The sequence below is a fragment of the Bradyrhizobium sp. WSM3983 genome (genome assembly GCF_000473045.1).
GTDB lineage: Bacteria > Pseudomonadota > Alphaproteobacteria > Rhizobiales > Xanthobacteraceae > Bradyrhizobium.
Genome location: NZ_AXAY01000034.1, coordinates 17,914 through 39,874, shown reverse-complemented (window position 1 = coordinate 39,874; position 21,961 = coordinate 17,914). Strand labels below are relative to the sequence as shown.

The 21,961-nt window shown below is 63.3% G+C and carries 26 protein-coding genes; 14 read left to right on the top strand and 12 right to left on the bottom strand.

Annotated elements, in window-relative coordinates:
* Window positions 1-103: 103 nt before the first annotated feature.
* A complete protein-coding gene (locus YUA_RS0134420; RefSeq protein WP_027534750.1) occupies window positions 104-673 on the top strand; it encodes an SET domain-containing protein in 570 nt (189 codons plus the stop codon).
* 66 nt (window positions 674-739) lie between these two features.
* On the opposite strand, the gene YUA_RS0134415 is transcribed toward YUA_RS0134420, so the two are convergent.
* Together YUA_RS0134415 and YUA_RS0134410 are read right to left on the bottom strand one after the other, a co-directional pair.
* Complete coding sequence (locus YUA_RS0134415; protein WP_027534749.1) at window positions 740-1,138, bottom strand: hypothetical protein; 399 nt, start codon at window positions 1,136-1,138, stop codon at window positions 740-742.
* Between the two features lie 36 nt (window positions 1,139-1,174).
* Window positions 1,175-1,417: a hypothetical protein gene (locus tag YUA_RS0134410; protein ID WP_084293065.1), complete on the bottom strand. Its 243-nt coding sequence runs from the start codon at window positions 1,415-1,417 to the stop codon at window positions 1,175-1,177.
* A gap of 101 nt (window positions 1,418-1,518) precedes the next feature.
* On the opposite strand from YUA_RS0134410, the gene YUA_RS0134405 reads away from it, so the two are divergent.
* Window positions 1,519-2,340, top strand: a complete 822-nt coding sequence (locus tag YUA_RS0134405) for a helix-turn-helix domain-containing protein (protein ID WP_027534747.1) — start codon at window positions 1,519-1,521, stop codon at window positions 2,338-2,340.
* 79 nt (window positions 2,341-2,419) lie between these two features.
* On the top strand, window positions 2,420-3,085 hold the full coding sequence (locus YUA_RS0134400) for a DsbA family oxidoreductase (RefSeq protein ID WP_027534746.1): 666 nt from the start codon (window positions 2,420-2,422) through the stop codon (window positions 3,083-3,085).
* A 7-nt stretch (window positions 3,086-3,092) separates the two neighbouring features.
* Here YUA_RS0134400 and YUA_RS0134395 read toward each other — a convergent pair whose 3' ends face one another.
* The 4 genes from YUA_RS0134395 to YUA_RS0134380 all read right to left on the bottom strand — a co-directional run bounded on the left by YUA_RS0134395 (window position 3,093) and on the right by YUA_RS0134380 (window position 7,493).
* The gene (locus YUA_RS0134395) at window positions 3,093-4,256 is read right to left on the bottom strand and encodes a GNAT family N-acetyltransferase (RefSeq protein ID WP_027534745.1); all 1,164 of its coding nucleotides are present in this window, start codon (window positions 4,254-4,256) and stop codon (window positions 3,093-3,095) included.
* 162 nt (window positions 4,257-4,418) lie between these two features.
* The gene (gene ccoG, locus YUA_RS0134390) at window positions 4,419-5,858 is read right to left on the bottom strand and encodes a cytochrome c oxidase accessory protein CcoG (protein ID WP_027534744.1); all 1,440 of its coding nucleotides are present in this window, start codon (window positions 5,856-5,858) and stop codon (window positions 4,419-4,421) included.
* A gap of 43 nt (window positions 5,859-5,901) precedes the next feature.
* On the bottom strand, window positions 5,902-6,105 hold the full coding sequence (locus YUA_RS0134385) for a DUF2892 domain-containing protein (RefSeq protein ID WP_027534743.1): 204 nt from the start codon (window positions 6,103-6,105) through the stop codon (window positions 5,902-5,904).
* A gap of 101 nt (window positions 6,106-6,206) precedes the next feature.
* Window positions 6,207-7,493 carry an NAD(P)/FAD-dependent oxidoreductase gene (locus YUA_RS0134380; RefSeq protein WP_027534742.1) on the bottom strand — a complete coding sequence of 429 codons (1,287 nt, stop codon included), beginning with the start codon at window positions 7,491-7,493 and terminating at the stop codon, window positions 6,207-6,209.
* A gap of 114 nt (window positions 7,494-7,607) precedes the next feature.
* Here YUA_RS0134380 and YUA_RS0134375 point away from each other — a divergent pair, with 114 nt between their 5' ends.
* The 4 genes from YUA_RS0134375 (at window position 7,608) to YUA_RS0134360 (ending at window position 12,619) form a co-directional block, all read left to right on the top strand.
* A complete protein-coding gene (locus tag YUA_RS0134375) occupies window positions 7,608-7,907 on the top strand; it encodes a helix-turn-helix transcriptional regulator (protein WP_245285331.1) in 300 nt (99 codons plus the stop codon).
* A gap of 127 nt (window positions 7,908-8,034) precedes the next feature.
* Window positions 8,035-9,024 (top strand): efflux RND transporter periplasmic adaptor subunit, encoded by a 990-nt coding sequence (locus YUA_RS0134370; protein ID WP_027534740.1) that lies wholly within the window; start codon window positions 8,035-8,037, stop codon window positions 9,022-9,024.
* Window positions 9,021-12,248, top strand: a complete 3,228-nt coding sequence (locus YUA_RS0134365) for an efflux RND transporter permease subunit (RefSeq protein WP_027534739.1) — start codon at window positions 9,021-9,023, stop codon at window positions 12,246-12,248. The genes YUA_RS0134370 and YUA_RS0134365 overlap by 4 nt, the downstream gene beginning before the upstream one ends.
* 11 nt (window positions 12,249-12,259) lie before the next feature.
* Window positions 12,260-12,619: a carboxymuconolactone decarboxylase family protein gene (locus YUA_RS0134360; protein ID WP_027534738.1), complete on the top strand. Its 360-nt coding sequence runs from the start codon at window positions 12,260-12,262 to the stop codon at window positions 12,617-12,619.
* Window positions 12,620-12,748: 129 nt separating this feature from the next.
* Here the strand turns inward: YUA_RS0134360 and YUA_RS0134355 are convergent, their stop codons facing one another.
* Together YUA_RS0134355 and YUA_RS0134350 are read right to left on the bottom strand one after the other, a co-directional pair.
* The gene (locus tag YUA_RS0134355; RefSeq protein WP_027534737.1) at window positions 12,749-13,075 is read right to left on the bottom strand and encodes a hypothetical protein; all 327 of its coding nucleotides are present in this window, start codon (window positions 13,073-13,075) and stop codon (window positions 12,749-12,751) included.
* A gap of 110 nt (window positions 13,076-13,185) precedes the next feature.
* Window positions 13,186-13,590: a hypothetical protein gene (locus tag YUA_RS0134350; protein WP_027534736.1), complete on the bottom strand. Its 405-nt coding sequence runs from the start codon at window positions 13,588-13,590 to the stop codon at window positions 13,186-13,188.
* Between the two features lie 153 nt (window positions 13,591-13,743).
* On the opposite strand from YUA_RS0134350, the gene YUA_RS0134345 reads away from it, so the two are divergent.
* On the top strand, window positions 13,744-13,980 hold the full coding sequence (locus YUA_RS0134345; RefSeq protein WP_027534735.1) for a hypothetical protein: 237 nt from the start codon (window positions 13,744-13,746) through the stop codon (window positions 13,978-13,980).
* A 290-nt stretch (window positions 13,981-14,270) separates the two neighbouring features.
* Here YUA_RS0134345 and YUA_RS0134340 read toward each other — a convergent pair whose 3' ends face one another.
* Together YUA_RS0134340 and YUA_RS0134335 are read right to left on the bottom strand one after the other, a co-directional pair.
* Entirely contained in the window at window positions 14,271-14,513 is a 243-nt protein-coding gene (locus YUA_RS0134340) for a PilZ domain-containing protein (RefSeq protein WP_027534734.1), read from the bottom strand.
* 200 nt (window positions 14,514-14,713) lie between these two features.
* Entirely contained in the window at window positions 14,714-15,178 is a 465-nt protein-coding gene (locus YUA_RS0134335) for a PaaI family thioesterase (protein WP_027534733.1), read from the bottom strand.
* A gap of 348 nt (window positions 15,179-15,526) precedes the next feature.
* Between YUA_RS0134335 and YUA_RS0134330 the strand changes: the two genes are divergently transcribed.
* On the top strand, window positions 15,527-15,820 hold the full coding sequence (locus YUA_RS0134330) for a hypothetical protein (protein ID WP_027534732.1): 294 nt from the start codon (window positions 15,527-15,529) through the stop codon (window positions 15,818-15,820).
* A 97-nt stretch (window positions 15,821-15,917) separates the two neighbouring features.
* Window positions 15,918-16,172, top strand: a complete 255-nt coding sequence (locus tag YUA_RS0134325) for a hypothetical protein (protein ID WP_027534731.1) — start codon at window positions 15,918-15,920, stop codon at window positions 16,170-16,172.
* Here YUA_RS0134325 and YUA_RS45955 read toward each other — a convergent pair.
* Together YUA_RS45955 and YUA_RS51330 are read right to left on the bottom strand one after the other, a co-directional pair.
* Window positions 16,169-16,393 carry a hypothetical protein gene (locus YUA_RS45955; protein WP_035972517.1) on the bottom strand — a complete coding sequence of 75 codons (225 nt, stop codon included), beginning with the start codon at window positions 16,391-16,393 and terminating at the stop codon, window positions 16,169-16,171. The two genes, YUA_RS0134325 and YUA_RS45955, sit on opposite strands and share 4 nt — an antisense overlap.
* Before the next feature lie 938 nt (window positions 16,394-17,331).
* Window positions 17,332-17,499: a hypothetical protein gene (locus YUA_RS51330; RefSeq protein ID WP_084293057.1), complete on the bottom strand. Its 168-nt coding sequence runs from the start codon at window positions 17,497-17,499 to the stop codon at window positions 17,332-17,334.
* 153 nt (window positions 17,500-17,652) lie between these two features.
* Here YUA_RS51330 and YUA_RS0134305 point away from each other — a divergent pair, with 153 nt between their 5' ends.
* The 4 genes from YUA_RS0134305 (at window position 17,653) to YUA_RS0134285 (ending at window position 21,891) form a co-directional block, all read left to right on the top strand.
* Window positions 17,653-17,832: a hypothetical protein gene (locus YUA_RS0134305; protein ID WP_156947462.1), complete on the top strand. Its 180-nt coding sequence runs from the start codon at window positions 17,653-17,655 to the stop codon at window positions 17,830-17,832.
* Between the two features lie 826 nt (window positions 17,833-18,658).
* A complete protein-coding gene (recA, locus tag YUA_RS0134295; protein ID WP_027534728.1) occupies window positions 18,659-19,747 on the top strand; it encodes a recombinase RecA in 1,089 nt (362 codons plus the stop codon).
* A gap of 99 nt (window positions 19,748-19,846) precedes the next feature.
* Complete coding sequence (locus YUA_RS0134290; RefSeq protein ID WP_027534727.1) at window positions 19,847-20,845, top strand: hypothetical protein; 999 nt, start codon at window positions 19,847-19,849, stop codon at window positions 20,843-20,845.
* A gap of 56 nt (window positions 20,846-20,901) precedes the next feature.
* Complete coding sequence (locus tag YUA_RS0134285) at window positions 20,902-21,891, top strand: hypothetical protein (RefSeq protein WP_063627839.1); 990 nt, start codon at window positions 20,902-20,904, stop codon at window positions 21,889-21,891.
* Window positions 21,892-21,961 lie beyond the last annotated feature (70 nt).

Below are 21,961 nucleotides of genomic sequence, written 5' to 3'. Positions count from 1 at the left end.
CAAACACGGTCTGGATAGACCTGACATCGGCGCGGAATCGTTCTAGAAGAGCGGCTTCGCTTGGGCTCATGTAGCCCGGTTCGCGTCCTCGTTACACTTGATCATGCCAGTCATCGCTTCCAGCAAATCCTATCGCGTCGGCCGTTCCAAGACCGGACTTGGCCTCTTCGCCACCATGCCGATCAAGAAGGGCACCCGGATCATCCGTTATTTTGGACCGATCCTGGACTGCCGCATTCCTGAGCAGGACGACATCGAGAACAAATATCTGTTCGAGCTCAACGGCCGCTGGACCATCGACGGCTCGGTGCGCAAGAACGTGGCCCGCTACATCAACCATTCCTGCCGGCCCAACGCGGAATCCGACGTGCGTCCGCGCGAGCGCAAGGTGTTCATCCGCGCCATCAAGAACATCGAGCCAGGCGACGAGATCAACTACGATTATGGCACCGACTACTTCAAAGCCTATCTGAAGCCGATCGGCTGCAAGTGCCCCTCCTGTGAAGCCAAGCGCAAGAAGCAGCGCGCCGAGGCCCGCGCCGAACGCGCCAAGGTGAAGGCGCGCGCGGAGCGCAAGGCGCAGAAGGCGGGCGCCAAGGGCGCAAAGGCTGCCAAAAAGAAGAAGCTCAACGGTCATGCCGTTGCCAAGGCGAGCGGCCGCGCGCGGGTGTAACCCGCGCTTTTGCCTTTGGCTCCGCCGTCATGCCCCGCAAAGCGGGGCATCGGGTACCCAGCAACTTCACGCCGCCACGACGCTCCCGCTCTTCCGCAAGCCCACATATTGCAACTCGGCGAACACGCCGGTGGCGATCGCCTGCGCCACGACCATCAGCTCGCCGGCGAGGTTCGGCAATACTGCGCCCGAGAACAGCAGCGCGATGCTGCCCACCGTCCAGGCCGCGTTGCCGACCACGACCAGGAGCACGAGTGGCTTCGGCACCGCTGTGCGCGAGGCGAGCCAGCCGACCAGTGCGGTGTAGGCGATCAGGAACAGGCCGGTCTCGCGCAACAGCGCTTCAGGCAGGTTGAACAAAGTCGCGAACGCGCCGGCGCCGAAGGTGAGGCCGAGCGCGGCGACACCGCTGAACACGGCGTCGGCGAGCAGGGCACGGCGCAAAAAAGTGGATGCGTCGATCATCAGAGGTCTCCATGGTTGGGTTGGCTTGGGGTGAACTCAATGCAATCCACGCCACCAGGCGCGGAGCAGTCGGGCGAGGCGAAATGGGCAGAGGCTTCTGCCGACGCTGTGCTCGAAGGCCGTGACCTGCGCGACGACATAGTCGCCGGTCGAATGCACCAGCGGCTCGGGCATGTTGAGCCCGCGTGCCAGCATCCGGGTCGCGAACGTCACGGCCCAAGAAACGATTCGAGGCAGGATGTGGTCGGCGAGAGAGCGGTAGAGCAGCAGCACGATCATGGTCATCTCCTGTCGTGACGGAAGATGCGCCGGTCAAAGCCCCAATTCGATTACCTCGGGGGTAATGGATGGGGCGAAATGTGCGTGGTAGATTTCCGACCATGAACGCACATGCATCCACGGCACAGGCCGAACGCAGCCAGCCGATCCATATCGGCGATCATTTGCGCGAATGGCGGCAGCGCCGCCGCATGAGCCAGCTCGATCTCGCGGGCGAGGCCGAGATTTCCGCGCGGCATCTGAGTTTCGTCGAAACCGGCCGCGCCGCGCCGTCGCGCGAGGTGGTGCTGAGGCTCGCCGAGCGCCTCGACGTGCCCTTGCGCGAACGCAATGTGCTGCTGGTCGCGGCCGGCTACGCGCCGGCCTTTCCGCAGCGTCCGCTGGAGGATCCCGCCTTGAAATCAGCTCGCCAGGCGATCGACCTCGTCCTCAAGGCGCACGAGCCCAATCCGGCGCTGGCCTATGACCGGCACTGGAACCTGGTCTCCGCCAACCGCATGGTGGCACCGCTGCTCGCCGGCATTCCCGAGCGGCTGCTCGGCCAGCCCCTCAACGTGTTGCGGCTCGCCTTTCATCCCGAGGGGCTGGCGCCCCGCACCGTCAATCTTGCGGAGTGGTGCGCGCATCTGCTCGAGCGGCTGCACCGGCAATGCGAGGCGACGGCCGATCCCGAGCTGATCAAGCTCTACAATGACCTCAAGAGCTATCCCATTCCGGCGCGCTCGGGACCGCTGTCGACCGACAATGTCGCGATCCCCTTCAAGCTGCGTCATGAGGGAGAGATACTAAGTTTCTTCTCTACGACCATGGTGTTCGGTACGCCCGTCGACATCACCCTGTCAGAGCTCGCGCTGGAGACGTTCTTTCCGGCCGACGAGCGCACCGGCGGGTGGCTGAAACAGATGGCCGCGGCCATGACCTAGCATCCTTGACCTAGCACCCTTGCCTCGGGGCGGGTTCGGCTTATGTTTGGGCGAACCCTGCACCATAAGGAGGCGCCCCATGAGCACCCTAAAACCGCTCCAGATCGATGTCGTCTCCGACGTGGTGTGCCCCTGGTGCTATATTGGCAAGCACCGGATCGAGAGCGCGCTCGCGCTCGTGCCGGACGTTCCGGTCAAGCTGAATTTCCGCCCCTTCTTCCTCAATCCCTGGGTGCCGCGCGAGGGCATCAGCCGCGAGGATTATCTCACCACCAAGTTCGGTTCTGTCGAGGCCTATAAGGGCATTGCGGGGCGTGTGGTCGCGGCCGCCACCGATGAGGGCCTCGTCTACAAGCCGGAGCTGGTCGCGCGCCAGCCCAACACGACCGACTGTCACCGCCTGATCCTGTGGGCCGAGGCGATCGGCAAGGCGCCCGAGATGAAGCAGCGCCTGATGGAGCTTTATTTCCGCGATGGTGGCGATCTCACTGACCTCAACGTGCTGGTGCAGGCGGCGGCCGATATCGGCCTCGATGCCGACGACATGCGCAAGCGCCTAGCCACCGACGAGGACGTCGCGCGCGTATCGGCGGATGCGCAGGAAGCCGCCGAGAAGGGCATCTCCGGCGTGCCGACCTATGTGTTCGCGCAGAAATACGCCGTTTCCGGCGCGCAGGATCCGAACATGCTCGCGCGTGCCATCCGCCAGGTTTCGGCGGAGATCAACGCGCAGGCAGCGGAGTAACGCGCGCCTACTTGCGGAGGAGGTGGATCGCGCGGCGCGCTGTCTCGCGCGCCAAGCCACGCGCGACCAGCGCTCCGTGAATCAGCGCCACCATCGGATCATGCCGTCGCAGCGGGATCAGCACATCGCCGATCGCAAAGCGCCCGCGCCAGATCGGGTTGATCATGGGATGATCGGCGCTTGCAGTGGAATCCGCACTCGCAATGGAGGGGTCGGCGCAGAGATGACGCGTCAGATCGAGCGTGAGCTGCACGCCTGGCGAATATTTCGTAAAGCGCTCATCGATGCCGAGCTTGAAGAAGAAGGCGCGGTCCTGGTGGCGCAGCACGATACCGGCGGCTACGGGCGTCGCCCCGGCGCGCAAGGTGACGATCTCGCACTGCGCGGTTTCCGCAAGCGCCGGGACGGCGCGGCGAATGAAGGTCGCATCGCCTGCATCCTGAATCAGCGCGGTGCCGCGCTTGCCTTTCCAGCCGCTGGCTTCGAGCTGCAGGAAGGTTTCGAGCGCGGGCTTGATCTCGTCGGGCTTGCGCGCGACGTCGAAGCTGATCGCGCCATGCTCCTCCAGGCGATGGCGCTGGCGGCGCAGCTCCTTGAGTTTCTTGGTGCCGAGAGCCTCGTGCAACAGCTTGACGCCATCCTGTGTCGAATCGAGGCTGGCGCGGACATAGGAGCCGAGCACGCGTGGCCTCAGGCCGGCCTGGCCGAGCGTTTCCTTGAGCGACGCCATCGCGGCGCCGTCAAGCGCGACGTCGCGCAGGATCAGCGCATGCGCGCCAGCCTCGCGCGCGCGTTGCAGCAGGCGCGTCGCGGCCTCGATCGAAGCGTCGCGGTCGATCAGCGGGCTGCACAGCGTGCCATAGGGATGCGCGCTCACCAGCGCGGGCAGGGGGATTTTCCAGGCTTGCCAGAGCGAGACGACCGGCATCAAACCGATCAGCCGCGTCGAAGAGCCGCCGCAGACGGACAGGGCCGAGGCGCCGATACGGCCGCGCGCTGTTGCGCTGACGGCGAGCTCCCAGGCGGGCAAATAATAGCCGTTCGGCTCGACCGCCCGCTGCGCCAGCGCGCGCCACTGACCGGGCTCGATCGCCGTGAGCGGCACGAGCGCGCGCGCGGCGTCCTTTGCCGATGCCGGATTGATCGCAGCCTGATGCGCGATGTCGATCACGTCCCGTCGTCCCCGTTCACGCTAGCCTAGAGCCGGCGTTACGCGGTCATGCTTAGCGCAAAGATTGGTAAATCCCGTTGGGACGCCGCTTCAATTCGAGTGGTATTGTTAATGTCTCATTGAGCATTCGGCCGCCGGATGCTGCATTGGATGCGGGTGCTGTCACTGGCCTGCCGGTATGAAATGGTCGCTGGCGCTTGCATGTCCGCCGCCGGCAATATCGGTGATCCCGATCTCGATCTCGCGAGAGGTCTGCGGCAGATGAGCTGGGTTGACCTGCGCCGACAGCCTGACCTCGCGGGTCTGATCCTGGCCGACCTCGACGACCGGCTTGCCGTCTGGCCCGGTCTCGACGCCCGCGACGCGAATGGTCGCGCCCGGCAGGCCGGAGAGCTCGAGCGCGAACGATCGCTGCGCGCCCTTGTTGAGAATGCGTACAGTGTAGTCGTTGCGCACGCCGCAGTCCGAGAGCTGAACGAACAGCGGATTGCGCTCATGCAGCACGTTGACGTCCATCGTTGCGCGCGTGGCGAGCGTATAGAGCATGATGCTGCCGACGACGGCGATGGCCGCGGCATAGATCAGCGTGCGCGGGCGGATCACGCGGTAGATCGGCGCCTTGCCGTCGCGGCGGCGCTGCATGTTGATGTCGGTGTCGTAGCCGATCAAACCGGCTGGCCGGCCGATCTCTCGCATGACGTTGTTGCAGGCGTCGATGCACAGGCCGCACTGGATGCAGCCGAGCTGGATGCCGTGGCGGATGTCCACGCCGGTCGGGCAGACATTGATGCACTGATGGCAGTCGACGCAGTCGCCGGCGACCTCGCCATGGGCGCGGACTGCTTCCGCCTTCTTCACCGACATGCGCGGTTCGCCGCGATCACGCCGATAGGTGACGTTGAGCGCCCATTCGTCGGTCAGCGCCGCCTGGATGCGCGGCCATGGGCACATGTAGATGCAGACCTGCTCGCGGGCGTGACCGGCAAAGACGTAAGTCGTGGCAGTGAGAATGCCGATCCAGAGATAGGCGATGAAGGGCGCCTCGAAGGTCGCCAGTTCCTTCACCAGCGTCGGCGCGTCGGCGAAATACAGCACCCACGCGCCGCCGGTCCACCAGGCGATCATGATCCAGAGAAAGTGCTTCAACGCGACCTTGCGGAGATGGTCGAAGCTCCAGCTCCGCTTGTCGCCGAGCATGCGCTCACGCCGATCGCCCTCGACCCAGCGTTCGACCGCGTAGAATAGGTCGGTCCACACCGTCTGTGGGCACATGTAGCCGCACCACAGCCGGCCCGCGACGGCGTTCATCAGGAACAGCGTCATCGCCGCGATGATCAGGAGACCTGTGAAGTAGTACACCTCCTGCGGCCACAGCTCGATGAAGAAGAAGTAGAAGCGGCGGTGCGGGAGGTCGATCAGCACGGCCTGGTCAGGCAGACCAGACCCGCGATTCCAGCGCACGAACGGCAGCAGATAATAGGTCCCGAGCGTGACGCAGAGGATCGCCCATTTGATGCGGCGGAAGGGGCCGTGGACCGATTGCGGATACACCTTCTTGCGCTTCTCGTAGAGCGGTCCCTCGATGAAGGTGTCGTCGGTCATGGCAAATTTCCCCGCAGCAACGTTTGCGGCTATGTCCGTGAGCTTATGAGAACGCGCAGCCGCCCCGCAGCCCAAGCTTCTTGAAAACGATCGCCGCCGGGCAGAAGCCGGTGAATGAGGCCTGGATCATGTTCAGGCCGGCGAACGCCGTCAGCAGGTACCAGTAGGCGTTGACGTAAGTGCCGAGCGCGAGTCCGAGCAGGACGACGAGGCCTGCGAAAGCGAGAACGGCTTTATCGACATTCATGGCAAACTCCTTTGAGAGGTGATGAGGTCAGGATCGGGCAAGAACGGGCAAGGCTGGTCTCGGTCCAGGCGACGATGCTGCGCGCATCCATCGCATCTGGCTCATGTGCCGGTCCTGACCTCCTTGATCTTGGCGATGTTCAGCTTGTCGAGCAGGAAGCGCTCATAGAACGGCTCGCTCTCGCCGCGGCGCATCTTGCGCAGGAAATATTTTTCGAACGCCACCTTGGCGTAGTGCACCCACTCGCCCTTGGACGACCAGTTGACGTTGCGCGGCGGAATCTGCGGCTGGGCCAGGAAGGCGACGCCGGTATCACCAAAATCCGCCAGGCAGATCGCGTTCCAGGTCGGCTGCGCGGTCGGCTCCTTGCCCCGGAGCAGCGCGCCGATATTCAGCGCCGTCGCAGTTACCATCGATTCGATCATGAAGCCGGTCTTGGGCACGCCGACCGGCACGGGAGTCGTGCCGACCGGGGCGATCGCCACGCAGACGCCGACTGCGAAGACGTTGGAGAAGACCGGGTTGCGCTGATGCTTGTCGACGACAACAAAACCGCGCGGATTAGTCAGCCTCTCGATGCCGCGGACGGCCTCGACGCCGCGGAACGCCGGCAGCATCATCGAATAGGCGAAAGGCAGGTCGTGCGCCTTGTGGGCCGTACCGTTTTCGGCCAGTTCCTCGACTGACATCATGCCCGAACTGACGCTGTCCACGCGCGCGTTGGTGATCCACTTGATGTGCTTCTCGCGCATCTCGCTTTCCAGCAGGCCCTTGGTGTCGCCGACGCCGTCGAGGCCGAGATGGCCGATATAGGGCTCTGACGTGACGAATGTCATCGGCACCCGGTCGCGCAGCTTGCGGCGGCGCAACTCGGTTTCGAGGATGAACAGGAACTCGTAGGCCGGGCCGAAACAGGAGGCGCCCTGGACCGCACCGATCACGACCGGTCCGGGATTGGCCGCGAGCTTCTCGAACGCTTCTCTGGCCTGCATCGCATGATCGACGTGACAGATCGATTGGGTGTGGCCCTGCGGCCCGAGGCCGGGGATCTCGTCGAAGGCGAGTTCGGGGCCGGTTGCGACGACCAGATAATCGTAGTTGACGGACGTGCCGTCGCCGAGCTCGACACGATTCTCGGCAGGATGGACGCGGCGGGCGCCCTGCGTCATCAGGTTCACGCCCTTGCGTTTCATGATGTCGGCGAGATCGATCTCGATATCACTCTGCTTGCGCCAGCCGACCGCAACCCAGGGATTGGACGGGACGAAGTGATAGATCGCGCCCTGCGACACCACGCTGAGGCGATCTTCCTTTCTCAACTGCGGCAGCAATTCATAGGCCATCAGCGTTCCGCTCAGACCAGCTCCGATTACGACGACTTCCGCCATGGTCACCTCCATTGGATCGATTGCTCCGCCGGTTCAGCCCGGCTGTCGTGCAGATACTTGACAATATATTCGTAATTGCGTATATACGCAACTATGAAAATAAATAGCGAAGTCATGGAGCAGGCAGCCGATCAGGCGAGCGAACTTTTGAAGGCGCTGTCCAACAGGCACCGGCTCCTGATCATCTGCCAGCTCATCGATGGCGAACGTTCGGTTGGCGAGCTCGCCGAATTCCTGTCCTTGCGGGATTCCACGGTTTCACAGCACCTCGCGCTGCTACGCAAGGATGGCCTGGTGTCGGCACGACGCGATGGGCAGACGATCTTCTATTCGATCGCAAGCGAGCCCGCGCGCGAGGTGCTCAAGACGCTCTACCAGGTTTTCTGCGCACCGAAGTCCGTAAAGACGAGATGAACCTACGCGCGCGTTCGGAGTGGCGCGTTGAGCGAGATCAACAAGCCCTCCGCCAATGATGGTGAATATGAAAGAAGGAGCGCCGCAGCCGCGGTGCGAAGGTTCGATGACCATGCGAACGAATCTCATGCGAGCTCTGCGCCTGGCAGCGGCTGTTGCGGCCGTTGCCGTGCCGACGAACCTCGCCGCGGCGGAAGCCCTGACCGTGGCGCAACAGCCGGTTACGGACGAGAAGGCTGTCTTCGCGACGGTCGAAAGCATCAGCGTCGTGCCCGCGCGCGGGAGAATCGGCGGCACGGTGGCGCGGCTCGACGTGAGGGAGGGTGACCGCGTCACCGCTGGCCAGACGATTGCGACCATCGGGGACGAAAAGCTCGTTCTCCAGATGAGGTCGCTGGATGCGCAGATGGAGGCGCTTCAGGCCCAGGCCAATCAGGCGCAGATCGACTTCACCCGGACGGAGGGGCTGGTCGAGCGTGGCATTCTGCCGCGCGTGAAGCTCGACGAGCAGCGCACGGCGCTCAACGTGGCCGACAATGGCCTGCGCGCCAAGACCGCCGAGCGTGCTGTGATCAACGAGCAGCTCAACCAGGGGCGCGTGCTCGCGCCGGCCGACGGGCGTGTGCTGAAGCGGCTCATTGCCGTGGGATCTGTCGTGCTGGCCGGCGATCCCATCGTCACGGTTGCGCAACAGAATTTCAAGTTGCGGCTGCGCGTGCCGGAGCGGCATGCCCGCTTCCTGAAGGCGGGCGACAGGATTCGCATCGACGGCGCGGAGCTTGCCGGAGAGGCCTCCAAATGGGGTGCGATCGACCTCGTCTACCCTCAGATCGAGGAAGGTCGCGTGATCGCGGATGCGACGGTCGACGGGCTTGGTGAATATTTCGTCGGCGACAGGCTGCGGGTGTGGATTTCTGGCGGAGCGCGGTCTGCCTTCGTCATTCCGGCAAGCTACGTGACGACCCGGTTCGGGATCGACTACGTCCGGCTTCGGAAGGGCGGCGAAATGGTCGACGTGCCGGTGCAGCGCGGTCGCGAAATGCCGATGCCCGCGCTTCCCGACGGGCTCGAAATCCTCTCCGGTATCAACGTCGGCGACCAACTGGTGCGGCCGTGACCCTCGGGCTCTCCGGCCGGCTCACCAAGGCCACCATCGCATCGCCGCTCACGCCGCTGTTCCTGCTTGGCGCGCTCGTCGTCGGGCTCATCGCCGTCGTCGCGATTCCGCGCGAGGAGGAACCGCAGATCAGCGTTCCCATGGTCGATATCCGCGTCAATGCCGACGGCCTGCGCGGACCGGATGCCGTCGAGCTCGTCACCAAGCCGCTGGAATCCATCGTCAAGGGCATTGACGGCGTCGAGCATGTCTACAGCCAGACCGAGGACGACCGCGTGATGGTGACCGCGCGCTTCCTGGTCGGCACCAAGTTCGAGGATGCCGTCCTGCGCGTCCACGAGAAGATCCGCGCCAATCTCGACCGCATTCCCGTCGGCATCCCCGAACCGTTGATCGTCGGACGCGGTATCAATGACGTTGCGGTTGCGGTGCTGACGCTGTCGCCGAAGCCGGAAGCCGCTTCGCGCTGGACCGACAAGGACCTGTATGAGCTCGCCGAAAAACTGCGTGCGGAGCTGATGAAGGTCGACAATATCGGCCTGACCTACATTTCCGGCGGTGCGGCGCAACAGATCAGGGTCGAACCGGATCCGGAGAAGCTGTCGCTGTTCGGTGTCACGCTCCAGCAACTCGTGGCCAAGGTGAAGGACGCCAATCGCTCGTTCCTCGCCGGCCAGGTCCGAGGAGCCGGCACCGTGCGCAACGTCGCGGCCGGCCAAACCTTGTCAGGTATTCCGGACATTGGACTGCTGCTTATCACGAGCCGCGACGGGCGTCCGGTCTATGTCAAGGATGTCGCGTCCGTCATTATCGGGCCGAACACGATCGAGCATCGGGTCTGGAACGACTCGCGTGACGAAAAGGCGCAATGGTCGCGGACACCCGCAGTTAGCGTGGCGCTCGCCAAGCGCCCCGGCGCCAATGCCGTGGTCGTCTCGGAGAATATCGCCAGCCATCTGGCGGGATTGAAGTCGCGCCTCGTCCCGGACGACGTCCAGGTGACGGTGACGCGCGACTATGGCGAGACCGCCAACGAGAAAGCCAACGAGCTGTTGTTTCACCTGGGGCTCGCAACCGTCTCGATCGTCGTGCTGATCGCGATCGCGATCGGCTGGCGCGAGGCACTGGTGACGCTGGTCGTCATTCCGACGACGATCCTGCTGACCATGTTTGCCGCCAATCTGATGGGCTACACGATCAACCGCGTCAGCCTGTTCGCGCTGATCTTCTCGATCGGCATCCTGGTCGATGATGCCATCGTCGTGGTCGAGAACATCGCGCGCCATTGGGGCATGCGCGATGGTCGGCCGCGCTTGCAGGCGACGATCGAAGCGGTCGCGGAAGTCGGCAATCCCACCATCGTCGCGACACTGACCGTGGTCGCGGCGCTGTTGCCGATGCTGTTCGTGTCAGGCCTGATGGGGCCCTATATGGCGCCGATTCCTGCGAACGCGTCGGCGGCCATGCTGTTTTCCTTCTTCGTCGCCATGGTGGTCGCGCCTTGGCTGATGCTGAAGCTGGCGCCCCGGGACGATGTTGCGCCGGTGCACGCAGCGCACGATGAAGGGCGTCTCGGCCGGCTCTACCGGCGCTTGGCCAGACCAGTCGTTCGGAGCCGCCGTTCGGCGTGGATCTTCCTGCTCGGCGTCGGCATCGCGACGCTGCTGTCGATGACGCTGTTTGCGACCAAGTCGGTGACGGTCAAGCTGCTGCCGTTCGACAACAAGTCGGAGATCGCCGTGGTGATCGATCTGCCGGAAGGGGCGAGCCTGGAAGCGACCGAGCGCGCGCTGTTTGGTGCGGCCCAGATCGCGCGCCAATTGCCGGAGGTCACGTCGTTGCAGTCCTATGCCGGCACGCCGGCGCCATTCAATTTCAACGGCCTGGTGCGGCATTATTATCTGCGCGAGAGACCCGAGCTGGGCGAAGTGCAGGTCAATCTCACGTCGCGCGGCGAGCGCAAGCGCGCCAGCCATGAGATCGCTCTCGAGCTGCGCCAGAAGCTTAAGGCGCTCGATCCTCCCGCAGGGACGAGCATCAAGGTGGTCGAGGTGCCGCCCGGGCCACCCGTGCTCTCGACGCTGCTGGCCGAAATCTATGGTCCCGATGCGACGACACGCCGCGCCGTCACGGCCGAGCTCAAGAAGATCTTCGCCGAGGTTCCGTTCATCGTCGACATCGACGATTCCGTGGGCGAGAAGAGGCCGCGACTGCGGCTGTCGATCGATCAGGACCGGCTTGAATTCTTCGGGGTCGAACAGCGCGACGTCTATGACACGATCCAGGCGCTGTTCGGCGGCGTCTCGATCGGCTATTCGCATCGCGGCGAGGACCGTAATCCGATCGAGATTGCTGTGCATCTCGGCAAGAGCGGCCTCGTCTGGGATGAAGCGCTGGCGTCGACGCCGGTGCCCGCCAACACGCTGCCCGGCAGCAAGACAGTGGTCGAGCTGGGGCAGGTCGTGAAGGCGATCCTGGAGGAGGGCTCGCCGACGATCTTCCGTCGGGACGGGCGTTTCGCCGACATGGTGATGGCGGAGCTTGCCGGGCGCTTCGAGGCGCCGCTCTACGGCATGCTCGCGGTTGCGGACCGCGTCGACGCCCACGATTGGGGCAGGCTGCCGAAGCCCGCGATCAGGCTGCACGGCCAGCCATCCGACGAGTCGCGTCCGACGCTGTTGTGGGACGGCGAATGGGAAATCACCTGGGTGACGTTCCGTGACATGGGAGCCGCCTTCGGCGCGGCTATCCTCGGCATCTACGTGCTAGTCGTCGCCCAGTTCAGAAGCTTCCGCCTGCCGCTCGTCATCCTGACTCCGATCCCGCTGACGTTGATCGGCATTCTCCTCGGGCACTGGCTGCTGGGCGCGCCATTCACGGCGACGTCGATGATAGGCTTCATCGCGCTTGCCGGCATCATCGTGCGCAACTCGATCCTCCTGGTGGATTTCATCCGCCACGGCAGCGTCGAGGGCAGGTCGCTGCGCGAGGTGGTGCTCGAGGCCGGCGCGGTCCGCTTCAAGCCGATCCTGCTCACGGCGCTTGCGGCCATGATCGGTGCGGCGACGATACTGCTCGATCCGATCTTCCAGGGACTGGCGATCTCGCTGCTGTTCGGGCTCGCGTCGTCGACGCTGCTCACGGTGCTCGTCATTCCCGCGATCTACGTCGCGCTGCGGGCGCCGGCAGCGGACGGGCCCGCGATCACAGTCAATCCCAGCTAAACGAGGCGACGATGGAAAAGAACTATCCTGACATCTGCAAGGGCATCTCGGCAAACCTGCGCAAGCTGCGCGGCGATATCGCCGATACGATGCAGGGCTTCTCGGCTCTGGCCCGAGCAGCTTCAGGCGACGGCGCGCTGAACCAGAAGACCAAGGAGCTGATCGCGCTTGCGCTCGGCGTGGCCGCGCATTGCGACGGCTGCATCGGCTTCCATGCCGAAGCGCTGGTCAAGCTCGGCGCAACCCGCCAGGAGGTCGAGGAGGCGCTCGGCATGGCCGTCTATATGGGCGGCGGACCGTCGCTGATGTATGCCGCCGATGCGATCGACGCCTACGAGCAGTTTGAGGAACAGCATCGCGCCCAAGCGTGACCATGCAGACGAAACCGCGCCGTTAGACGCGGAATTCGGGAAATCCGCCGCACGCTCTTCCAGTTTAGGCGCGCAAAGACCTCGCCGACTTGCGTCGGCGAGGCTTTCAGCATTTGCACGACGGAGACGTTACCAGCGGTCGCGGTCGCCGACACCGACGCTGACGCCGGGCGCGCGGATGCCGACGCCGCCGCGCGGACCATCGTCCCAGTCGCGATAGGTGCGGCGTTCGTAATAGCGATCGCGCGGCATGGTGGCGTAGGAGTCGCGCACGATTACACGCGCGCCGCCATGGGTGCGATAGCAATTGCCGGCGTCATCGCAGACGAGCCGGACCTGCTGAATGAGATCGGGGCTGGTGTATCCGCTGGTCGTGTACAGATCCGCGGCCTTCGTGCCGCTCGCCGCAGCGAGGGCCCCGACACCGGCCAGCAGTGCCATTGTGAACGTCCTCATCCTGTCCTCCTCCGAAACTGCCCTCGGCGGTAACAAGAATGGGAGGCGACGATCGTTCCGGCTGAATTACAGGTTTTTCCCGGAACCGGATGTCGTGGCGCGATCGATCGCTAGATCGGCTCGTAGGCTTCCGACCCGCAAATGTCATCCGCTTCCGCGCGCCGCCGGTCGACGACCTTTCCGCCGTTGATCGTCACGATGTAGGTCTGGGTGCCCAGCGCAGAGCCGGTGGCCGAGGTGAGTTGCGCGCGGACACAGGCCGTCCAGCCCGCTCCGCGGACCTCGTGATGGGGCAGGGCGACTTGCACCTCGCGCGGATAGGAAGTGTTGAGGAAGACCACTTCGATCTGCTCGCGGACCACGCGCTTGATGTCGGGTGGCGGTTCGGGCGGCGGCTGGTCGGCTTCCTTGAGGCGCATGAAGTCGGGCACGGGGGCGCGGCTGTCGGCAAAGCCGCACGCGCCGAGCGCAAGCGCGCTGGCGAGCAGCGCCACATGTGCAACAATCCGCAACATTCGTGAAGGTCCCCTGCGGGCCAACAGATAGGCGCAAATTCGACGGGACGAAGTCCCGGCCGATCAACATTTGCTGAAGGGGTGGAAACCGGCCACATTTGCTATTTGCGGATTGCAGGCTAGTTTGTATCCCAGACGAGGGGGATTGCACCAATGAGAATTTTGGTCATAGCGGCCACGGTGCTGGCGCTGACCGTTGCTTCGGCGCAGGCGCAGATGGGTGGTGGCGGGCGGCGCCAGCCCAACGAGAGCGGCGCCAAGGCGGACAACAAGCCCAAGGTGGACGAGAAGGCCTACAAGGCCGCGCTCGAGCGCATTCCGGAGTCCAAGGAAAAGTATGACCCGTGGGGCGGGGCGCGTCCGAGCGAGCCCACGAAGAAGCCGAAATAGCGCGAAGCGCGCGGTGGCGGAGCGGCTGCGATATGTGCTCATGCCTCGTCCTGCTGCTTGCGGCGCGGCGATGTCTCGCCTGAGAGAGCACGCTGGCGTTTCCCTTCACCGGCGGCGGGGTGAACTGGGTAGTGCGGCGTTCGATCCGGTCAACCAGATCCTGTACGCCAACACCAGCCGCGCCGTTCATCTCATCAAGCTGATCCCGCGCGCGGACGCTGCCGGATTCAATCCAGGTCGACATGATGTTTGCGTGCATGCGATGCGGACGGTCATTCACATCATGCGCGCTACTGCACGAAGGCGAGGCCGATGCGCTTGTCGTTGCGCCACACCGTGCGGCAATTCCGCACGAAACTGTCGCGTGAAATCGACAACGTAAACGATCGCGGCAATATGACAGGGTTCTCGAGATCGATCGCGGCGCCGCTGTCAGACATGTTTCGTACGGTGCACGCGATGCCGCAATTTTCAAAGGTGATCGTGCCACCCTTGAAAACCCGATAACGTTGCGCTGCACGCTTCTCGATCATCCGCGTTCATCCATCATGTCGATTGTGAAATATCGCATAGAAATTGCTTTGATCTAAACTCAATACTGTCGCTACTTGCGCAGCGCTTCAGACTTCGTTTACGACCTTGGAGCGGCGAGTCCCTTCCCGCCGAGTTTTGTCCCGCAAACCTTCCGCTACGCTCTCGCTGTCGTCCATCCTTTCTTCTTTTCGGATGACGCTCAGCCCGGTAACATCGCGAACGCGCTCGACACCATCGCCACCTGCTTGTTGTCGCTGGCGGAGAGCAGCGTGACGCGGCCGAAGCTCATGGTGCGTCCGAGCCGCACCACGCGCGCATCCGCCAGCACGTCGGTCGAGGAGACCGCGCGCATGAAATGCGTGGTCTGGTCCACCGTCGTCATCGGACGATAGCCGCGATTGGCGGCGAGGTTCGCGATCACCATCGCGGTGTCGGCAAGCGCCATCAACGCCTGGCCGCAGACCACCCCGCCATTGCGGCACAGCCGCTCCGAGAACGGCATGCGGAGCAGCGCGCCCGGCTGCCAGTCCGGCGCGTCGGCAGGTGGGGTGTGCTCGAGGCGCTCGACCAAGAGGTTGAGATCCTGGACCCAGGGCGCAAAGACCTCGCCGAGGATGCGTCTGGCGTCGGTGATGCCGAACTCGGGGTCTGGCTGCGGTGGCATGATTGTCGTTCCCTCCTGTTGCCGGATGTTTCGCTCATTCTGCCCGCTTGGGCACGGCAAAGTCACCCGCGATCCGTCGGCTTGAAAATGCCCGACTTCGCCCGATATGATGCCACGCTTGGGAGCGGGTGGACGATGTTGCGTCGATGTGTCCTTGTCGTTTGCCTGGCCGCGCTTGGTCTGGCGTTGAACGGTTGCACCAGGTGCGGCCCGATCTGGGACGACTGGCTCCACGGGCCGAAATCGTGCAGATCGGATCGGCTCTAGCGGATTGAAGCGGCGCTCGGAGCCGTGAAGAAGATCAGGGTGCGGCATCCGCCCCCTCTATCGATGATCAAGGAGTGACTGATGAAGCTTTTCCGTATGGCGGCAGTGCTGGCGCTGGTGGCTGGACCGGCCTTCGCGCAGGATTCGCCCCATATCAATCTGATGGCGGACGGCCCGTCCAAAACCGAAGACGAGAAGGCCGCGGATGCCGCGCGCGACAAGGCCTATAAGGAAACGCTGAAGAAGATTCCGGACGCCAAGGCGTCCAGCGATCCCTGGGGCGGAATGCGCGCCGACCCGCCGCAGCCCGCGCCGAAGGCCTCAGCCGCCACCAGCGCGCCCAAGAAGACCAAGGCCGGTACGGCCGCCAATTGACCATGGTTCCGGAGGCGGTGACGCCGTCTTCCGGGACTCCCCTTGGCTCGGCTCTGATCCTACATTCCCTCGCAGTGTAGCGTTGAGGAGGCAGGATATGGCGGACCGCCCGCGGGACCTCGCCGAGCGGATGGCGCGCCGGCGCAAGCCGGCCGCGGGATCAGGCGAGAAGGCCGGCGACGGGTATCTGCGCGAGAGCTTCACCCTGCCGCGCGCGGCGGCACGGGCAAGGGCGCAGGCCTTCTTCGCGCGCTATCCCAAGGCCGGCTACATGAGCGAAGTCGAGAACTGGCGCGAACTGCCCGGCGGCGACATCGAATTCACCATGCGCCGGCTGCCCAGTGCCGACTAGCCTTGGTCCGGCCTCTCAACCTGCCGGATCAGGCCCGTCTTCTTCTGGCCAATGGCCTTCAGCTCCCGATCGATGCGCAACTGCACGCGACGGATCGCCAGCAGGTCTATCTTCGTCTCGGTCTTGCCTGTCTTGGTCTCGTCGCCGATCCGGAACTGCCATTGCCAGACGCCCGGGATCGCCGTCTTTGCAACCGTGAACTCAACGCCCCTGTGATTCATGGTCACCTCCACGATTCACCTTGCCATGTCGGGTAACATGTTGGGCGTCGTAATATTCGATCGGCAAGCAAAATGTGCCGTTAAGTCGCGGATAGCTCTCGGAATTCAGCAAGCGCGCGCAGTTCGAAACAAGCGAAATTGGATTCCGAAAGATGGAGCCGATGGGGCCCGCGCGGAACCGCCTATCACCGCTGGCGGCAGGCGGTAACAGGCTGCCCCGACCAGGAACTCTGTTCATGATCGGAGAACCACGAAGGCATGCGCGAGGAGCACGCGCGGTGGATCCATGCCCGCGCGCAAGAAAAACCCCGCCACGGGAAACCCGGGCGGGTAGGAGGTTATTGGAGGCTGAGGTGCTGGGCTGCAACACCATAGCCAGACGACCGTAGCCCGTTCAGCTTACGACAGCCTGACAGTCCGGGACGGATCGGATCGCAAGTCGAAGCTCACGTCGAATCCCCAATCGAGCTCCATGAGTCGGCAGCGCATCTGGTCGCCGAAAAACAGAAAACCCCGCTCAGGGGAGAGCGGGGTCGACTGGGTATGGAGGCCCGGTGTTGGTCCGCCGGGCAAGGCGACGCTAGATCATTCGGCTTACAGGCGCCTTACGCTGGCTTGCGCGGGGCTTGTGGCGACGTTGAGAGCCGCTCTCACGTCCCAATTCAGACATCCCCCCGCACAACTTCAGACACATCCATTGGCGACACTTTGCGCGCACGGCGAAGCCATGGGGGATACGTGGCGCGTCGATAGCGGGGTGGCATTATGGATAAGGTAGAGCGGTCATTTGCCGCCGCGACGGCGGCTGGCTTCGTGGTGCTGGTCATCGGCATCGTGCTGCTGGCGCTGATGTAACTGCAGCTCAGGCGGCTACGGCCGCCAAAGCGCAAAAACAACCCCATGCACAGTAGGCAACAGCCTGTTTCGCCTGGCGTTTTCTAGTGCACCTTGATCTCGTCCAGCGGCAGGCGGAGATCGGCCGCACGCTCCGCGCGGTCCTTTTTGCGGAACTCGCTTTCCTTGCGCTCGAACTTCAGCATCTCCTCGAGCGCTGCCTCGCGCAAGGAATTGCGCCTGCTGGCATGGTGCTGCGTGTCTTCCGTCATGATCCAATCCCCCATGGTGGCGGCCCCATTCCCCAAGGAAAGCCGGCAGCCGCGGAAAAGTTCTGTGCCGAAGGATTGCGAAATTATGACGGCAACGCTCTGCGTCTTTGATGCGCCTTCATGCTATCGTGCCGCGTCAAACCGGAGATGGCCATGGGCTTTTGGCTTTTCGTCATCATTTCGATTGGATCAATCCCGCTCGCAGGCGCGATGGCGCACGAGCGCAACAGGCCGTCCGGAAAGTGGCTTTGGATCGCCGCCGCGATCGGTCCCCTGGCGCCTCTGGCGCTGCTTGTCCTTGGGGACGCGAAGGGCCCGGCTTCTGTCAACTGAGGCGACTTACTTTCGGCTTCGCGGCCCGCCCCCGCTTGATCGGGGCACCTGTCCTAATCAGGACAGTCGCTCTCGCGGATTAGGACAATGTCGCGAACGGTAGTTATCCGGAATCCACTTGGATTTTTGATCCCGCTACGATGGGCATCGCCGGGGCTGGTATTTCATCCCGAACAAGATTGTAACCGGCAAGGGGTCGCTGCGAGGCGGCCCCTTTCGATTCCTATACCCGCAGGGGGGAATTAGGACACTCAATGAAAATGGGGCGGAGTGCGCCGGACAAACTTGCCTATGAAGACTAGATCGCGAAGCGGTTCGGCGGGCAAAAGGAACCGGAGCTCAAATCTCGCATGGGAACGACGCCGAGATTGAGATCAAAAAGAAAGGGGCCGCCAACTGAGGCGGCCTTAATCATCCCAGCTTCGCTCTCCGCAGTGCTCGCACTCGAACATTTGGAGGCTGTGCCCAGTGTCTGCATCCACTATCACTCGGACAATCTCTTGCGTCTCATCGCAGAAGTGACATCGCCTCGTTGAGTTGCCCGGCCCCTCAGCAACCTTCTGAGCCCTAAAAAGCTCCATCCCCATCCCCCGTCTCCCCGAGATGGGCGGAGAAGCTACTGCATAGGTTCTTTTGATGGAACCGACAAATCAGGCCACTGCGAAAATCAAATTAGGCCCACCAAGGTCGGAAACAGGCCAGTACCATCTTTTGCAAAAGAACATATTGCGAACCTAGAACAAATGGTGTACGTTGTTTTTATCGACGACCCGCCACGCCAATCGTTTGTCCCACACGCGAATCCTCGCCATAAGGAGCTCGACCAATGTCCACCACTGCCCTGCGTATCGTCGAAGGATCTTCCATGGACAAGAGTAAAGCTCTGGCCGCCGCGCTCTCCCAGATCGAGCGCCAGTTCGGCAAGGGCTCGGTGATGAAGCTCGGCAAGAACGACCGTTCGATGGATGTCGAGGCGGTCTCCTCGGGCTCGCTCGGGCTTGATATCGCGCTCGGCATTGGCGGTCTGCCGAAGGGACGTGTCGTCGAAATCTACGGGCCGGAATCCTCGGGCAAGACCACGCTGGCGCTGCACACGGTGGCGGAAGGGCAGAAGAAGGGCGGTATCTGCGCCTTCATCGACGCCGAACACGCGCTCGATCCGGTCTATGCCCGCAAGCTCGGCGTGAACATCGACGAGCTCCTGATCTCCCAGCCGGACACCGGCGAGCAGGCGCTGGAAATCTGCGACACGCTGGTGCGCTCGGGTGCAGTCGACGTTCTGGTGGTCGATTCGGTTGCGGCACTGGTGCCGAAGGCCGAGCTCGAGGGCGAGATGGGCGATGCGCTGCCGGGTCTTCAGGCCCGCCTGATGAGCCAGGCGCTGCGCAAGCTGACGGCCTCGATCAACAAGTCCAACACCATGGTGATCTTCATCAACCAGATCCGCATGAAGATCGGCGTGATGTACGGCTCGCCGGAAACCACGACCGGCGGCAACGCGCTGAAATTCTACGCCTCCGTCCGCCTCGATATCCGCCGCATCGGCGCGATCAAGGAGCGCGACGAAGTGGTCGGCAACACCACGCGCGTGAAGGTCGTCAAGAACAAGCTGGCGCCGCCCTTCAAGCAGGTCGAGTTCGACATCATGTACGGCGAGGGCGTCTCCAAGATGGGCGAGATCCTCGATCTCGGCGTCAAGGCCGGCATCGTCGAGAAGTCCGGCGCCTGGTTCTCCTATGACAGCCAGCGCCTCGGCCAGGGTCGCGAGAATTCGAAAGCGTTCCTGAAGGCCAACCCCGACATCACCGCCAAGATCGAGACCTCGATCCGCCAGAACTCCGGCCTGATCGCCGAGCAGATTCTGGCCGGCGCGCCCGAGCGCGACACCGACGGCGAGGAGCCTGCGGACGAGTAAGTTCTAACGCGGAATAATTTCGCGAGGAGCGGGCGCTGAGGACGTTGAGTTGCCGACGTCTTCGGTGCCCGTTTCGTTTTGTGTGAGGGCACCTCGGACATGAGGCGTGTAATCCTGACCAGCTCGTCCGGCGTCGGTCTCATTCATGTGGACCGCGACGACTTGGTCGCCCCGTTGATCTTTCGGTTCGTTTCGGGACCGCTGCCCACGTCTTACCATCTTGACCAATATCTCGAAGGTCGCATGTACCCACGCGATCCCGAAGTGCATTGGTCCGACCTCGTCAGGCGGTCCTCCCAGACGGGTCTCGCGCACAAGAACCTTGGATTGGTCTGGTTCTGCGACGCTTACGGTGTCGATCTCACCGAGCTGTGGTTCGATCCCGAACCCAACAGTCAATTGCTATTGATCTGGATCCTCGACTATCTGCGTTCCCACCCATCCATGGCCGAGCGTCTGCGATTGCGGCTGGTCGATTTCGACTTGCTCGGAGCCGACGTCGCGGAGCTTCGCGATCGTCCCGTGCGGGAGTTCGACGTCGCGGACAGCGATCTCGAAGCTGCCCGGGTGGCCTGGGAAGCTTATCGGACACCAACGCCGGAGCTCTGTTTCGGACTGCTCGGCAGGAATTTCCCCAGGCTGCCCTTCCTGAAGCCGGCGATGGAGCAATTGTTGGCGGAGCTGCCGTCACCGATCACCGGACTGGGCGCGACGGAAGCGCGGCTCCTCGAGTTGATTGCGGAGGGCCGCAACCGGACCAAGGAGCTATTTCAGCCGGGCGGGTTGCTCGAAACGCGCGTGTTTGACCAATGGGAGCTTGGCCCTTTGCTCGAAGGGCTGGCGTCCGGCCCGATGCCGGCGATCACGGGTCTCGATCCGAAACTCGCAGCCCTCCCACAGCACGATACGCGAGGTCGCAACGCCGCCTATCGCCGGAGCCGGCTGTCGTTGACGGAGTTTGGCCTAGCCGTCCTTGCGGGGCGCGAGGACTTCCGTCGCCACAATCCGATCCGACGCTGGTGGGGCGGCACGCTGCTGACCAACGAACGGCTCTGGCGATGGGACCGTGAGAACCGTTCATTGGTCCCGCCTGACTAACGCGTGCGTTCCTCAAGCTGCATCTCCATTGCGTGATCAATTGTTGGGAGCTGATCGTGTCACATTTGATCCTGGCGACGAGCCATCTGGGAGCAGATCGTTTGCGACGTGCCAACAGAGCCAACGTCGCCATTGGCTTTGGCCTTCGCTTCGTCTGCGGCCAATTGCCGTCCGAGGAGCAGCTTTGGATCGGACTGGAGCGGCGTTCGACGAAGCACTGCAATGTCGGCGATCACTGGCTCGATGACGTCGCGCGAAGTTCGCTGCGAGATTTCGCCACCCGGGATATCGGCCTGTTCGATCTCTGCGCGAAATTCGATTCGATCGAGGTGTGGGCCGATCCGTGGCCCAACGATCAGCTCGTCCTTGTCTGGTTGCTTAACCTCCTTCGTCCGTACAAGGAGTTCACAACGAAGCTGAGCCTCGTACAGACTGACGATTCGGCTGGCAATTACCACCCGCAATCCGTCGCGAGATGGAAGTTGCCGGTGTTCAAAGTCACGGACGCTCACTTTACGATGGCCGGGCGTGCCTGGAATGCTTGGCGAGCTCCCACACCTGAGCATTGTTTTGATCTGCTCTCGACGGATCTGACCAAGTTTCCGCGACTGCGGCCCGCTCTTATCACCATACTCGAAGAGTTGCCCGATCTGCACACGGGTCTCGGCGAAAACGAGATGGGAATGCTGGGGTGGATCGAGGACGAGGGTACCGAGCGGAGAAGGGTACTTCGTGCGGCCGAGTTCCGCGAGGTATACGACGAGCGGGAGGCGGATGAATTGCTCGACAAACTGGTGGATTGTCCGAAGCCGGCGATCATCGAATTTGGCGAGACGCCGCTCGACAAGAGCAAGGAGGCCCTTCGCCATCAACCCAAGGAAGGTCGGATGACGCTAACGGACCTCGGGCGCGCGATTATGGATAGCGAAAGCGATGAGGATTTCTCCAAGCATAACCCAATCCACCGCTGGTGGGGCGGTACCGAGCTTACCAACGATCGACTGTGGCGGTGGGATCGACGAAACCGTACGCTGGTTGCGCCTTGAGTCGGTATCGTAGGGCGGGCAAAGGCGCGCGAGCGCCGTGCCCACCATATCTCAACGTGCACAGAGCGGT